Origin of the sequence: Gluconobacter sphaericus NBRC 12467 (genome assembly GCF_006539125.1) — a bacterium.
In the GTDB taxonomy this organism is placed as follows: Bacteria; Pseudomonadota; Alphaproteobacteria; order Acetobacterales; family Acetobacteraceae; genus Gluconobacter; species Gluconobacter sphaericus.
This window is the reverse complement of the sequence record NZ_BJMK01000025.1, coordinates 1-14,922: the sequence shown is the minus strand read 5'-3', so window position 1 is coordinate 14,922 and position 14,922 is coordinate 1. Positions and strand designations below refer to the sequence as shown.

At 59.6% G+C, this 14,922-nt stretch carries 13 protein-coding genes, 1 pseudogene and 1 riboswitch; of the genes and pseudogenes, 13 read left to right on the top strand and 1 reads right to left on the bottom strand.

Annotated elements, in window-relative coordinates:
- Genes GSP01_RS11595 through GSP01_RS11575 form a run of 5 tightly spaced genes read left to right on the top strand, consistent with a single transcriptional unit; the run spans position 1 to position 7,417 of the window.
- Positions 1–3,591, top strand: a complete 3,591-nt coding sequence (locus GSP01_RS11595; RefSeq protein WP_141353734.1) for a molybdopterin cofactor-binding domain-containing protein — start codon at positions 1–3, stop codon at positions 3,589–3,591.
- Positions 3,592–3,593: 2 nt separating this feature from the next.
- Entirely contained in the window at positions 3,594–4,901 is a 1,308-nt protein-coding gene (locus tag GSP01_RS11590) for a solute carrier family 23 protein (protein ID WP_141353732.1), read from the top strand.
- Positions 4,892–5,929: a M29 family metallopeptidase gene (locus GSP01_RS11585; RefSeq protein WP_141353730.1), complete on the top strand. Its 1,038-nt coding sequence runs from the start codon at positions 4,892–4,894 to the stop codon at positions 5,927–5,929. Before GSP01_RS11590 ends, GSP01_RS11585 begins: the two co-directional genes overlap by 10 nt.
- Positions 5,929–6,564, top strand: a complete 636-nt coding sequence (locus GSP01_RS11580; protein WP_141353752.1) for an N-carbamoylsarcosine amidohydrolase — start codon at positions 5,929–5,931, stop codon at positions 6,562–6,564. The genes GSP01_RS11585 and GSP01_RS11580 overlap by 1 nt, the downstream gene beginning before the upstream one ends.
- A 28-nt stretch (positions 6,565–6,592) precedes the next feature.
- Complete coding sequence (locus tag GSP01_RS11575; protein WP_141353728.1) at positions 6,593–7,417, top strand: alpha/beta fold hydrolase; 825 nt, start codon at positions 6,593–6,595, stop codon at positions 7,415–7,417.
- 490 nt (positions 7,418–7,907) lie between these two features.
- Here GSP01_RS11575 and GSP01_RS11570 read toward each other — a convergent pair whose 3' ends face one another.
- Positions 7,908–8,228, bottom strand: a complete 321-nt coding sequence (locus GSP01_RS11570; RefSeq protein ID WP_373862360.1) for a transposase — start codon at positions 8,226–8,228, stop codon at positions 7,908–7,910.
- Positions 8,229–8,384: 156 nt separating this feature from the next.
- Positions 8,385–8,521, top strand: a riboswitch (TPP riboswitch).
- A 134-nt stretch (positions 8,522–8,655) separates the two neighbouring features.
- Between GSP01_RS11570 and thiC the strand changes: the two genes are divergently transcribed.
- From thiC to GSP01_RS11530, 8 genes and pseudogenes are all read left to right on the top strand, one after another.
- Positions 8,656–10,449, top strand: coding sequence for a phosphomethylpyrimidine synthase ThiC (thiC, locus tag GSP01_RS11565; RefSeq protein WP_141353724.1), 1,794 nt, complete (start codon positions 8,656–8,658; stop codon positions 10,447–10,449).
- Complete coding sequence (locus GSP01_RS11560) at positions 10,446–11,384, top strand: FAD-dependent oxidoreductase (RefSeq protein WP_141353722.1); 939 nt, start codon at positions 10,446–10,448, stop codon at positions 11,382–11,384. Before thiC ends, GSP01_RS11560 begins: the two co-directional genes overlap by 4 nt.
- Positions 11,374–11,571 (top strand): sulfur carrier protein ThiS, encoded by a 198-nt coding sequence (gene thiS / locus GSP01_RS11555; RefSeq protein WP_141353720.1) that lies wholly within the window; start codon positions 11,374–11,376, stop codon positions 11,569–11,571. The genes GSP01_RS11560 and thiS overlap by 11 nt, the downstream gene beginning before the upstream one ends.
- Before the next feature lies 1 nt (position 11,572).
- Positions 11,573–12,331, top strand: coding sequence for a thiazole synthase (locus GSP01_RS11550; RefSeq protein ID WP_141353717.1), 759 nt, complete (start codon positions 11,573–11,575; stop codon positions 12,329–12,331).
- Entirely contained in the window at positions 12,331–12,942 is a 612-nt protein-coding gene (locus GSP01_RS11545) for a thiamine phosphate synthase (RefSeq protein ID WP_141353750.1), read from the top strand. The genes GSP01_RS11550 and GSP01_RS11545 overlap by 1 nt, the downstream gene beginning before the upstream one ends.
- Entirely contained in the window at positions 12,939–13,901 is a 963-nt protein-coding gene (locus tag GSP01_RS11540) for a HesA/MoeB/ThiF family protein (protein ID WP_228123979.1), read from the top strand. The genes GSP01_RS11545 and GSP01_RS11540 overlap by 4 nt, the downstream gene beginning before the upstream one ends.
- Positions 13,898–14,710, top strand: a complete 813-nt coding sequence (locus GSP01_RS11535) for a hydroxymethylpyrimidine/phosphomethylpyrimidine kinase (protein ID WP_141353714.1) — start codon at positions 13,898–13,900, stop codon at positions 14,708–14,710. The genes GSP01_RS11540 and GSP01_RS11535 overlap by 4 nt, the downstream gene beginning before the upstream one ends.
- 34 nt (positions 14,711–14,744) lie before the next feature.
- A pseudogene (locus tag GSP01_RS11530) lies at positions 14,745–14,922 on the top strand (IS5/IS1182 family transposase); the annotation flags it as partial.

The window sequence follows — 14,922 nt, the reverse complement described above, 5'->3', positions numbered from 1 at the left end:
ATGCAGGCATCGCTCCCTACGGGCTCCCTCAGCATTTTCCGTCCTGCGCAGCCTCCGAAAGGACTGGCGGCACGGGGCGGCTTTATTCCCAAAGACGAGATTTTCCTGCGCATCACAGCTGACGACCAGGTCGTGGCGTTCTGCGGGCATGTGGATCTGGGAACGGGGATTGCGACGTCTCTGGCGCAGATCGTGGCGGAAGAGCTTGATGCCCACCCGCTGCAGGTGCGGATGGTGCTGGGCCATACCGAGGATACCCCCGATCAGGGTGCGACGATTGCGAGCGAGACCATTCAGGTCACGGCCATTCCGCTGCGCCGGGCAGCAGCGCAGGCGCGGCATCTCCTGCTGGAACGTGCAGCGGAACTGACAGGTCGGGCGGTTGGGACCATAACGCTGCGGGAGGGTGAGCTGGTCTGTGAACCGCCTTTGCCGAACCGGGTCTATCGGATCGGAGATCTGGTCGAGGGCGTGGAACTTCGGGTGCTGCTCAATGATACAGCGGCGGTGAAAAGTACGTCAGAATATCGTCTGGTGGGGCGTGACATGCCACGCGTCGATATTCCGGACAAGGTGACGGGCCGGGCGGTTTATGTGCATGACGTCCGTGTGGATGGGATGCTGCATGGGCGCGTCGTGCGGCCGCCTTATGAGGGTTACGATCACGGACCGTATGTCGGACGGGCGCTGCTTTCGGTTGATCGGGAGTCTGTGACGCATCTTCCAGGTGTGGTGGATGTGGTCGTGATCGGCGATTTCGTAGGTGTAGTGGCCGAGCGCGAAGAGCAGGCTGCGGCCGCCGCAGAAGCATTGCAGGTCAAGTGGGCGCCTGTCGCACTGCCGGATCTGACCGATCCAGTCGAGGCCGTGCGGGATAACCCTGCAACGCCGCGCGTTGTGCTGGATCGTGGCACGCTTGAAGACGGTCTGGCAGGTGCGAAGACTGTTTTGGAGCGGGAATATTTCTGGCCGTACCAGATGCATGGCTCCATCGGTCCGTCCTGTTCAGTGGCGGACTGGCAGGATGGAAAGCTGAAAGTCTGGTCCGGGACGCAGAACCCGCACATGCTGCGCGCGGATCTGGCGCTGCTGATGGGCCTGTCTACGGCGGATATCCAGGTCATCCGGCATGAGGCCGCCGGGTGCTATGGGCGTAACTGCGCAGATGATGTGGGCGGCGACGCGGCCCTGCTGTCGCGCGCGGTGGGCCGGCCGGTACGGGTGCAGCTTTCGCGCGAGCAGGAGCACGTCTGGGAGCCGAAAGGTGCGGCACAGCTCGTGCGGATCCGGGGCGGAATTGATGCGTCCGGACAACCCGTCGCGTATGATCTGGACACCAGTTATCCGTCCAATGTCTCGCCATTGCTGGCGTTGGTGCTGACGGGGGTGGTTCCGGCAGACGTGCCGTCTGTGGCGCAGATGGGGGATCGGACGTCTGTTCCGCCCTATGATTATCCCAACGCGCGGGTGACGGTTCAGGACATGCCGCCGATTGCGCGGGCGTCCTGGTTTCGGGGCGTTTCTGCGCTTCCGAACAGTTTTGCGCATGACAGCTATATTGACGAGCTGGCGGCGGAAGCTGGGGCTGATCCGCTGGAATATCGTCTGGAGCATCTGCCGGACCAGCGGGCTTGCGAACTTCTGAAGGCGACGGCGGATCGGGCCGGGTGGACATATCGGGCCGGCCCGGTCGAGGTTGATCCGCAGGCCCGCGTGCTGAAGGGGCGGGGACTGGCCTATGCGCAGTATGTGCATGGGACATTTCCCGGCACGGCGGCGGCGTGGTCGGCCTGGGTTGCAGATGTGGAGGTGGACCGTCAGTCCGGCGTGGTGAGTGTCACGCGGGCGGTGGTTGGCCAGGATGCAGGCATGATGGTGAACCCGGCCGGGGTGCGCCATCAGCTTCAGGGCAATGTCATCCAGTCCACGAGCCGGATCCTGCGCGAAGAGGTTCAGTTCGACGAAAAGGGCGTGGAGAGCAAGGACTGGGGCGGATATCCGATCCTGATCTTCCCGGAGCTTCCGGCGATCGAACCCGTTCTGATGGAGCGGCAGGACCAGCCGCCTCTGGGGGCGGGAGAGTCCGCATCAGTGCCGAGTGCGGCGGCGATTGCCAATGCGCTTTATGCCGCCACGGGCGTGCGTTTTCGCGATGTGCCATTCACGCCGGAAAAGGTTAAAGCACGGCTGGATGAGGCACTGGGCCCGCTGACGACGGAAGCGGTGCGACCACTGGCTGCACTGGGTGTGACGGGGCCGGAAATACGTCCGGCGATGGCACGCACGACGCTGGGTGCGAAGCTGCGTCGCGGGGCGTTTGCAGCGGCTTTTGCGACGGTGGGCAGTCTGATGGCGACGGTCATGCCCTGGCGGTCGGCGATTGCGCCGGTCTCACCGCCGGAAGCCGGGCTGTTTTCCGATGCTGCGATTGCACGGGGCGAGAAGGTTGCGGCCGCGGGGGATTGTGCGGTCTGTCACACGGCGCCGGGTGGGGTGACGAATGCAGGGGCATTCCCGCTGGAGACGCCATTCGGGGTCATCTATTCCACCAATCTCACGCCGGATGTGGATACCGGGCTTGGGGCCTGGTCCTACGAAGCGTTCGAGCGTGCAATGCGTCATGGCATCAGCCGGGACGGGCGGCAGCTCTATCCGGCGTTTCCCTATACGGCATTTGCAAAGACGAGCGGTGCCGATCTGCGGGATCTGTATGCCTATCTGATGTCGCAGAAACCGGTGCGCAATGCGGTACCGAAGACGGCGCTGAAGTTTCCGTACAACATGCGCTTCTCGATGGCGGGGTGGAATATGCTGTTCCATGATCCTGCGCCGTTTACGCCCGATCCTGCACAGTCCGAACAGTGGAACCGTGGCGCCTATCTGGCGGAAGGGTTAGGGCACTGCTCGGCCTGTCATACGCCGCGCAATGCGCTGGGGGCCGAGCGCTGGAAAAATGCGTATCTGGCCGGAGGGGAGGCCGAGGGATGGTCGGCACCTGCGCTGAGCACGCTGTCGCAGTCGCCGTTGCCTTGGAGTGAGGACGATTTGTACGCCTATCTGCGGACCGGGTTCAGCCCGGCCCATGGTCCCGCGGGTGGGCCGATGGCGCCGGTCGTCCATTCTATGGCAGTCCTGCCGGATGCGGATGTGCGGGCGATTGCGCATTACATCGCGTCTTTTGATCGCAGGAATACCGTTGAAGGTTTGGCGGCCCGCCGGGATGCGGTGCTGGAGCGCGCGCGCGGGCTGCAGGCGCTGGACCGGGGCGAGGGCTCGCGGATCTATAACGGAAGCTGTGCGAGTTGCCATGAAGGCGAAGGCGCGCATCTGTTCGGTGCGCGTCCCCAGCTTGCGCTGAACAGTAATATCCAGGCAGAAAGCCCAAGTAATCTCATACATGTCATTCTCAAGGGCGTGTCAGCACCGGCCTATGCGCAGGCGACCACGATGCCCGCGTTTGGGGACATCTTGTCTGACCGGCAGATCGCCGAACTTGCTGCATATTTGCGGCGGACAATGGCCCCGGGTCGTCCCGAATGGACGGATCTGGAAGGCCATGTGGCCCGGCTCCGTACGAATGGAGGACATTAAGCATGAGTGAACGCTGGCTTCCAGTTTGGCGTCGGGCACAACGGACGGACATGATCGCGCCGGATGAACATCCGGGCGTGGGGCAGACAATCCTCCTTGGTGGCCAGCATGTTCTCGCGATGACGGGATCGACCGTAGTGGGGCCGCTGCTCATGGGGTTTGACCCTAATGTGGCAATCCTGTGCTCCGGACTGGGAACGATCCTGTTCTTCCTCATTACCGGGGGACGTATTCCGAGCTATTTGGGATCAAGCTTTTCCTTCATCGCGCTCGTCGTGGCTCTGACCGGATATTCCGGGCACGGCCCGAACCCCGATATTGCTCTGGCTTGCGGCGGAATTTTCGTCGCGGGCGTGTTGTACGCGCTGATCGGAGTTCTGGTCCGGATTACGGGTTCAGGGTGGATTGAACGATTAATGCCACCGTCCGTCACCGGGGCGATTGGCGCAGCGATCGGGCTCAATCTGGCGCCTGTGGCGTCTCGCGGACTTGGGCATGGTGGGGCCGGGACGGCCTGCGGAATTTTTGCGCTGCTGTGTACGGCGCTGCTGGCGGTCTATGGCGGTCCGTATCTGCGGCGGCTGTCGATCCTGCTTTCCCTAATTGCATCCACAGTGCTGTATGTGATCGTGGCGAACGGGCTGAATCTGGCGTCGCCGATGAACTTCTCCGAAGTACTATCCGCCCCGCTGATCGGGATACCACATCTGACAGCACCCCGCTTTACCGGCCACGCAGCCATTCTTCTGGCCCCCGTGGCGCTGGTTCTGGTGGCGGAAAATCTTGGGCATCTCAAGGCAATTGGGGCCATGACGGGGCGACCGCTGGATCATTTGACGGGGCGTGCGTTCCTCGGGGACGGTCTGGCGACGATGCTGGCGGCCAGCCTTGGGGGCACGGGTGTGACCACCTATGTCGAGAATATCGGCGTCATGGCGCTTTCGCGGGTTTATTCGACGCTGACCTTCGCTGTGGCTGGACTGTTTGCCATTCTGCTTGGGTTTTCGCCGTTTTTCGGCGCGCTGCTGCGGGCCATTCCGGAACCTGTGCTGAGCGGGCTATCGGTCGGGCTTTTTGGTCTGATTGCGGCCACAATGGTACGCGTCTGGGTGGATAATCGCGTCGATTTCTCCCGTGCCTCAACGCTGTTTCCCGTTGGTGTGGCCCTCGTGGCAGGAGCGGGAGACCTCACTTTCACCATCGGCAGCGTGACGCTGGGCGGTATTGCGACCGCCACAATCGCCGCTATCGGCCTCAACCAGATTCTGAGAACAGGATCGGAGCCCAAGGAGCCACCTTCATGCCCGTAAGTGATTTTGAACTGGTACAGGCCTGGCGGCAGGTGCTGACACTGTGCCGCCTGGAGGCGGGGCAGACCGTAACGCTGCTAACATCCCTGGGCAGCAATGAGCAGACCCTGCGTTGTGCGGTTCTGGCCGTGCGGGAAAAGGGAGCGATTGCGAACCGGCTGGATCTTCAGCCGACGAACGGTGCGCTGTCCTTCTCGCGTGATCCTCTGGCCTTTGTCGGCACCACGCCATTGACGAACAACCGGGCGGCAGTAGAGATGCTCAAGGCCAGCGATCTGGTTCTGGATCTGATGACGCTGCTGTTCTCGGCCGAACAGCATGAAATCCTCGCAGCGGGTGGCCGTATCCTGCTGGCTGTGGAGCCACCCGAGGTTCTGGTGCGGATGACGCCGACGATGGAAGACCGCGAGCGCGTTCTGGCAGCGTCGAAAAAACTTCAGGCGGCGAAGGTCATGCGAGTGACGTCGGCGGCGGGGACGGATGCGTCCTTTGCGCTGGGCGATTATCCAATGCTGGAGGAATATGGTTTTGTGGACGCACCAGGCCGCTGGGACCACTGGCCGAGCGGTTTTCTAGCGACATGGTCCAATGAAGGTTCGGCAGAAGGAAAGATCGTTCTGGCGCCGGGAGACATTCTTCTGCCGCAGAAATCCTATGTGGCGGCGCCCATCACCTGCCACCTAGAAAAAGGCTTCGTCCGAGCCATCGAGGGCGGTTACGAGGCCGACCATCTGCGGGACTACATGGAAAGTTTCAACGATCCGGAAGTCTATGCGGTGTCGCATATCGGCTGGGGGATGCAGGACAGGGCGCACTGGTCAGTCATGGGGTTCTATGACCGTGAAGCCAGCATCGGTATGGATTCACGCGCCTGTTCTGGGAACTTCTTATGGTCCACGGGACCCAACAATGAAGCGGGCGGCACGCGTGATACGGCGTGCCATATCGATATTCCAATGCGAGGCTGCACGGTCACGCTTGATGATGTGCCGGTCGTGAAAGACGGCAGGCTTGTGGAGAACACATGATGAGCACGCAGGATAACCGCGACGAGGACCGCTACAAAAAACAGGGTTTCGGAAACGAAATGGGCATGACGGGGCGTATTGCGCTGCTGATCGTTGATTTCGTCAACGGGTTTGCCGATCCGGAAGCCTTTGGCGGCGGCAATATTCCCGAAGCGATCGAGCGGACGAAAACGCTACTGGCAACGGCGCGGCGTCTGGGCTGGAAAGTGGCACATACACGGATCGTGTTTGCAGATGATGGTGCAGATGCGAACATCTTTTCGTTGAAGGTGCCGACGATGCTGGGGTTGACGGAAAGTAATCCCGCGTCTGCCATCGTGGATGAACTGGCGCCGGAGCCGGGCGAATATGTGGTCCGCAAGACGGTGCCGTCGGCATTTGCGGGCACGCCACTGGCCTCCTGGTTGGTGACGCACGGTGTGCAGACCGTTGTTGTCGCCGGATGCGTAACATCCGGATGTGTTCGGGCGAGCGTGCTGGATGCAATGCAATACGGGTTCCGTCCGGTGATCGTCTCCGACTGTGTGGGGGACCGCGCCATCGGACCGCATGAGGCCAATCTGTTCGACATGGCGCAGAAATGTGGGGACGTCATGGACCTCGACACCCTGTTGTCCCGTCTTCCCAACGCCTGATATCAAGATTTGTAAGAAGGACTATTTCATGACGCAAACACGCCTGCTTTACGGTGCGAATGTCCATGCTAACGGCATCAGGCAGCATTATCTGCGTTACGGCGGCAAGGGCACGCCGCTGGTACTGGTGCCCGGCATTACCAGTCCGGCCATCACCTGGGGATTCGTGGCGGAGCGTCTGGCCGAGACGCATGATGTCTATGTGCTGGATGTGCGCGGGCGCGGCCTGTCCTCGACCGGTCCGGATCTGGATTATGACCTCGATACCTATGCAGCGGATGTCCGTGGGTTCGTTGACACGCTGGGCCTGAAGGACGTGGTTCTGATGGGGCACTCCATGGGCGCGCGGATTGCGATCCGCACGGCCCGTCACAATGATGCGGGACTGGCGCATCTGACGCTGATCGACCCGCCTGTTAGTGGGCCGGGCCGCCGTGCTTACCCCGCCAAGCTCGACTGGTACACGGAATCCATTCGTCTGGCGCGCAAGGGTATGAGCGGAGCGGACATGAAGCGTTTCTGCCCGACCTGGACGGATGAGCAGTGCACTTTGCGGGCGCAGTGGCTACATACATGCGATGAGCTGGCAACCCGGATCACATTCGAAAAATTCCACACGGAAGACATCCATCAGGATCTGCCCCATCTCAAAACTCCTGCCACTCTTGTTGTGGCAACGCGGGGAGGGGTAATTCAGCAGGAGGATGTCGAAGAAATCCTTCAATTAAATCCTGCGATTGCCATTGCTACTGTTCCAGATGCAGGACACATGATTCCGTGGGATAATTTTGATGGTTTTTTCGAAGTGTTATCTTATTCACAAACATCAAATAATTCTGCGAGAGATTTATAAAAAATATCGTTTGGCCAAGTTGGGCTGACGACACGAGAGGATGTTTTGCGTACACCATGACAGAACCAAACAGAGACATAGCGTCGGTGGGCAAAGGGTATCCATTGGAGTGCTGAAACGAGGTTAATGAAGCTCTGGGATATGGCTTCTTGGTTTTGTCATATCAGGTAGCGATGCGCCTCCGGTTCCTGAGTTCATTGAAGAGGTCGCCCGATAAGCTGACGCTAGCGAGATTTGTCTCTATCATGAGGGGCAGGGGCGCGACTGTTCCTTCTGTCCGCGATGATGGCTTCGATGCGGACTTCGAAAAGTTTCTCGCGAACGAGGTCTGCATCGTAACTTCTGTTGGCCAAGGACACCTTGATCCTGTCAGAGATCATACGCAACAGGGGACCGAAACCTTGAATATCTTGGGTTTGTTCCGGCATCAGAGATGCTTTTTTCTTAATCTGGTTCACATCCAATCGCTATGAAGCGCTTTGCGCATTTTTCAGGTGAGATCTGATCGATCAGTATGCTGATCCTGTCTCACAAGATATCGCGTGTACGTTCTGCGATTTTTGCGGGGATGGGCCTTGAGTTCGAAGAAGGCCTTCTCGATGGGGGGCAGTTTGGGCTGTAAGGCGTGAAATAGCGCACAGTCGGCATCTGCTGCTTCGATCGCGGCCTGAACGCCGGGACCTTTGTGAAAGCCGAGATTCTCCATAATGACAATGTCGCCTGGCCGCAGATCGGGTATCACCACGCAATCGACATAGCTCTGAGAACTGTGGCCAGTGATCGGAGCATCCAGCACCATGGGGACTACGATACAGCGCAGCCGTAACCCGACGGCGAATAGCCACCCAAAAAACCAATAAATTATACTCTGGCTTCGCCAATATCATTTCGAATATATAATAAATTTCCTCTGCCATATAGCTAGATATTTTTCTGGTTGATCTTTGTGCATTTCTTCATCACGATAAAGGCTTGTCAGGGGAGTCCCGCCTTAAGGGACTGAGAGGCTGATTGGTGTTGTCGGGAAAACCGGCTTCAGCGGTGAAGCGACCCTTTGAACCTGACCCAGTTGATACTGGCGTAGGAAGACCGAGGGAATCACATTTCCATAATCGTATGGGAGTGCTCCTATCGGGCCGATCCGGCCCTGTTTGTGTCTATGTGCACAAGGGACGGCGGCTCCCTTTCTGCTTCACGTTCCCCCTGGGTCTTTTCGAGTGCGCTTGAGGAGACACCACATGAACGCTTCCATTCCCGCTATTACGACCGGCCCTCTGCCGGTCTCCAGCAAAATCCATGTCCGTGGCGTGCATCATGACATCGCGGTGCCCCTTCGGCAGATTGCGGTTTCGGGTGAATGTCCGCTGAATGTCTATGACAGTTCAGGCCCCTATACCGATCCATCCGTCAGCATCGACATCGCAAAGGGCCTGTCGGACAGCCGGGGAAACTGGCTTCGCGATCGTGGGGACGTGGAAGAGTACGAAGGGCGGACGATCACGGCAGCCGATAACGGTTTTGCACAGGGTGACCGGCTGACACCGAGCTTTCCGCAGCAACGTCGCCCCCTACGGGCTGTTGGAGATCGCGCCGTCACACAGATGGCCTATGCCCGTGCGGGGATCATCACGCCGGAAATGGAATTCGTCGCCATCCGCGAAAATATTGGCCGGACGGAAGCCCTGAAAGAAGCGCGCGACGGCGAGGATTTCGAAGCCAGCATTCCGGATTTCGTGACGCCGGAATTCGTGCGGCAGGAAATTGCCTCGGGTCGCGCCATTATTCCCGCCAATATCAATCACCGAGAACTCGAACCGATGATTATTGGCCGTAACTTCCTTGTGAAGATCAATGCCAATATCGGTAACTCGGCTGTGACGTCTTCGATGGAAGAAGAAGTCGAGAAAATGGTGTGGTCCATCCGCTGGGGCGCGGATACGGTCATGGATCTCTCGACGGGCCGTAACATTCACAACATCCGTGACTGGATCATCCGCAATGCGCCCGTGCCGATCGGGACGGTCCCGCTCTATCAGGCGCTGGAGAAGGTCGGCGGAATTGCTGAAGACCTGACATGGGAAATCTTCCGCGACACGCTGATCGAACAGGCGGAGCAGGGGGTGGATTATTTCACCATCCACGCCGGTGTCCGTCTGCACATGATCCCGCTGACGGCCCGCCGCGTGACGGGTATTGTTTCCCGCGGTGGCTCCATCATGGCAAAATGGTGCCTGCATCATCATCGCGAGAGCTTTCTGTATGAGCATTTCGATGAGATCTGTGACATCTGTCGCCGTTATGACGTCTCGTTCTCGCTGGGTGATGGTCTGCGTCCCGGTTCGATCGCGGATGCCAATGACGCGGCGCAGTTTGCAGAGTTGGAAACCCTTGGCGAACTGACAAAAATCGCCTGGGCGAAAGATTGTCAGGTTATGATCGAAGGGCCGGGCCATGTGCCGATGCATAAGATCAAGGCCAATATGGACAAGCAGCTAGAACACTGCCACGAGGCACCGTTCTATACGCTTGGCCCGCTGACGACCGATATTGCGCCGGGTTACGACCACATCACCTCCGCCATTGGTGCGGCCATGATCGGCTGGTTCGGCACGGCGATGCTCTGTTATGTGACGCCCAAGGAACATCTGGGCCTGCCGGACCGGAACGACGTCAAAACCGGTGTCATCACCTACAAGCTTGCAGCGCATGCGGCGGATCTGGCGAAGGGGCATCCGGGCGCGCAGATGCGTGACGATGCGCTGTCCCGCGCGCGATTCGAGTTCCGGTGGGAAGACCAGTTCAATCTGGGTCTGGACCCCGATACGGCGCGGTCCATGCATGACGAGACCCTCCCGAAAGAGGCGCACAAGGTCTCGCATTTCTGCTCGATGTGCGGGCCAAAATTCTGTTCGATGAAGATCTCCCATGACATCCGGGCAGAAGCGGAAAAACAGGCTGGAATGGAAGAAATGGCCGGGAAATTCCGGGAAGGCGGGGCGCTTTATGTTCCCGTGACGGAACCGGCGGAATGATCCATTCCGTCCTGGGGGAGGGGGTTGCGGCGCTGTGTTGCGCCACGGCCCTTTCCGACCGGGGTCTTGACGTGGAAGTCATCGTCCCGGAGGGCAGTCCAGAGGCGGCGTCACGGTTTGCGGGGGGAATGCTGGCACCGTTCTGCGAGGGGGAAAGCGCGCCCGACCTGATCGTGGCGCAGGGGCAGGCGGCGGTGGACTGGTGGGCGGCCCATGTTCCGGGCGTCACAAAGCGTGGCACGCTTGTCGTCGCCCCACCGCGTGATGGTGCCGAACTGGATCATTTTGCGCGCGCTACGCAGCAGCACGACTGGGTCGTCCCCGGCGATCTGGAGCCGGATCTGGAGGGCCGGTTTGCACGCGGACTGTTTTTCCCGACCGAAGCGCATCTGGACCCACGCAAAGCGCTTGCCAGCCTGCGCGACAGCCTGCTGGCGAAAGGCGTGAGCTTCCGTTCCGGGACGCCACGCGGTCATGTCGTGGACTGCCGGGGGCTGGTCTCGCGGGACAGTCTCGCCGATCTGCGCGGCGTGCGGGGGGAAATGCTGATCGTGCATGCCCCGGACGTATCGCTGACGCGGCCGGTCCGGCTGCTGCATCCGCGCTTTCCCTGTTACGTCGTGCCAAGAGACGGGGATCGGTACATGATCGGGGCGACCATGGTGGAAAGCGCCCGGCCCGGTCCGGTGACGGCGCGGGCGGCGATGGAACTGCTTTCGGCGGCTTACACGCTTCATCCAGGCTTTGCCGAGGCTGCAATCCTTGAACTGGGCGCGGGGCTGCGTCCGTCCTTTCCGAACAATATTCCGGCAGTGCGCCATGTCGGGGGACGGAGTTACGTCAACGGGATGTACCGCCACGGTTTCCTGATGGCGCCCGTCTGCGCCGAGCAACTGGCGGCAGAACTTGCGGAGGTTTATGCGCATGCGGATTGATCTGAACGGCGAGGTCATCAAGACACAGGCCCGGACGCTGGCCGATCTGCTGATCGAACAGGGTTTTGAAGCCCCCTGCGTGGCCACGGCCCTGAATGGCGATTTCATTGCCCGTTCCATGCGTGATGCCACCCGTCTGGACGAAGGCATGAAGATCGAAGTCCTATCTCCGATGCAGGGGGGCTGATATGTTTTATGGCGTTGATCTGACGTCGCGGCTGATGCTCGGGACGGCCCAGTATCCGTCGCCCGCGGTTCTGCTGGAGGCGATCGAGGCATCTGGCGCGGAGATTATCACGGTGTCGCTGCGGCGGGAGGGGGCTGCGGGTGCGGCGTTCCGGAATATCCTGTCCGAAAGCCGCTGCCGCCTGCTGCCAAACACGGCAGGGTGTCATACGGCTCGCGAAGCCGTCACCACGGCCCGCATGGCGCGCGAAGTTTTTGGAACATCGTGGATCAAGCTGGAAGTTATCGGCCATGCCGACACACTCCAGCCGGACCCGTTCGCGCTCGTCGAAGCCGCACGCGTGCTGTGCGCAGAGGGGTTCGAGGTGTTTCCCTACACAACCGAAGACCTGATCGTGGGGGAAAAACTTCTGGAAGCCGGATGCAAGGTGCTGATGCCGTGGGGCGCGCCGATCGGATCGGGGCAGGGGTTGCGCAATCCTGAAGGTCTGCGGACTATGCGGGCGCATTTCGCCGGGATTCCGCTGGTTGTGGATGCCGGGATCGGAGCGCCCAGTCAGGCGGCGCAGGCCATGGAGATGGGGCTGGACGCCATTCTGCTCAATACGGCGGTGGCCAAGGCCGTGGACCCGGCGGTCATGGCGCGGGCTTTCGGGCGCGCCATTCAGGCGGGGCGGGAAGCGTTCGAGGCCGGAGTGATGCCCAGACGGGACATGGCCTGCGCCTCAACGCCAGTCTTCGGTTTGGCGGAGCTGGCGTGATGACAGTGCTTGATCCGTTTTATCTTCTGGTGGGCGATGTGGCGTTTCTGGAAACGCTGCTGCCCTGTGGCGTGCGTCTGGTTCAGCTTCGGTTGAAGGACATGACGGAGCCGGAACTGCGCCGTCAGATCCGTCATGCGCGGACGCTATGCGAGACACATGGCGCGCAGCTTGTCATCAATGACTACTGGCGTCTTGCGCTGGAACTGGGGTGCGATTTCGTCCATCTCGGGCAGGAAGACATGGAGACCGCTGATTTTGATGCTCTGCGGCATGCGGGGATCCGGTTCGGACTGTCGACCCACGATCCGGCGGAACTCGAACGGGCTCTGTCTTACGACCCGGCCTATGTCGCACTCGGCCCCGTCTATCCGACGCTTCTGAAGAAAATGAAATGGGGGCCGCAGGGGCTGGAGCGCGTTCGGGACTGGAAAACCCGCGCTGGAGAGACGCCACTTGTCGCCATCGGTGGTCTCACGCCGGAGCGCCTTGAAGGGGTTTTCGCGGCGGGGGCGGACAGCGCGGCCGTTGTGACGGACATCCAGCAGGCCGAGGACCCGGTGGCGCGCTGTCGGGAATGGGTCGCAGCGACGCAGGCCTACAGACGATGAGCCGTTATTCGCGACAGACCGGGCTTTTCCCGCAGGGGGAAGCGGACCAGAAGCGCCTTTTGGACGCCCATATCCTGGTGGTGGGCGCGGGAGGTCTGGGCGCGACTGTTCTGCCTGCGCTTGCCGGAGCCGGATGCGGGCGGATGACGGTGGTCGATCATGATCGTGTGGATGAAAGCAACCTGCATCGTCAGACGCTCTTTCGCATGGACGATATCGGCCGCTTCAAGGCCGGATGCGTGGCCGATCGGCTGTCGGACCTGAATCCGGATTGTCAGATCGTACCCGTGGCGCAGCGTCTGGAGCCGACACTGGCTCGGCGTCTTCTGGCGGATGTGTCCGTTGTCGTGGATGCGGCGGACAGCGTGGCCGTCACCTATCTGCTGTCCGATCTGTGTGCTGAAGCGGGTCTGCCTCTCGTGAGTGCTTCGGTGCTTGGACGGTCTGGATATGCGGGCGGGTTCTGCGGCACGGCCCCGGATTACCGGGCTGTTTTCCCGGATCTTCCCGCTATTCTGCCGAATTGTGCGGAAGCCGGTGTGATGGGGCCTGCTGTTGCGGCGCTCGGGGCCATACAGGCGCAGATGGTGCTCTCGGTTCTACTTGAAACACAGCCTTCACCGCTGGGACAGGTTATCACGCTGGATTTGGAGCGTTGGAGAAATTCATCTTTTCGTTTTGATAAGGCCCCAGCGGCAGAAGCGAGGGGTCCCTTCGTGCTTGGAGTTGAAGACCTCACGAGGGATGATCGGGTATTTGATTTACGCAGGACTAATGAGGAAGGTCCTCCTTCCGTAGATTGGGCTTTTCGTGGTCCGATCGAGAATCCAGAAACACTAAATTTCAAGACTGGAAGAACCGTGTTCGTGTGTGCCAGTGGTCTGCGAGCCTGGCGGGCAGCAAAACGCTTTTCCGAGCACAGCGGTGCTACTGCATTCATTGCGACAACGGGACGATGACACGTCCTGTTCTGTTGATAGGCGGTATGGACTCCAGCGGAGGAGCTGGTCTCGCCCGCGATCTTCTTGCCGTTCATGAAGCAGGGCTGACGGCACGTATAGCGATCACTGCTGTTACAGTACAGACGGATCGAAGAGTCCAGGCCGTTTCCCCCGTCTCTCCGGAGATGCTTGCCGCCCAAATTGAGGCGGCGCTTGAGGAAGATATCGGAGCCGTAAAAATTGGCGTTCTGTGCAATAAAAAACTCATACAAGTTATAGCAGATCGTCTTCCTGATGTCCCAATTATCCTTGATCCGGTTGTCTGTTCCAGCTCTGGCCATAATTTCCTAAAAGAAGATGATATTAAAACAATTATAGATCTAATTTTGCCGCGAGTAACTGTCCTGACCCCCAATATTCCTGAACTTAAAATATTAAATTTGTCGCTACAATCCAATCCGACGTTTGAGAATATTGACGCCATAGAGGCGTTTTTGGCGCTTGGTTGCCAAAGTATCCTCGTGAAGGGCGGTCATGATAGCCATCCAGAGTTTTCAACGGATATTCTTTATCGCACAGGCCTTCCGACATTATATTTTGGTTCGCCACGATATCAATTCGACCTCAGGGGAACAGGATGTCAACTAGCCAGTAGTATCGCCGCCGCCTTGAGTCAGGGATACTCCCTCTTATCCGCTATTGCGCGTGCCCGCTGCGGAATTAATGAACGCTTTCAAAGAGAACAAGATAATAGAAAATATATGGGATTCGATCTCCAGAACCAGGAGGGCTCGAAAAACCCTCTGCTTTTGAGACCTGCTCTGTGATTCCATTTCCCCTGAGTTGATTGGGGGATGGAAGATGAAGCAGCCTGGTTTCTTTGATGTTGAAGAACGGCTTGCTCGATCGAGTGGACTTGGTGATCAACTCGAAGCGTTTTCCCGGACTGTGGATTTTGAGGCCTTCCGCCGTGATCTGGAGCAGGCTTTGGCCTGTTCAGACGGCAGTAAAGGTGGACGACCGCCATTTGATCCGGTGA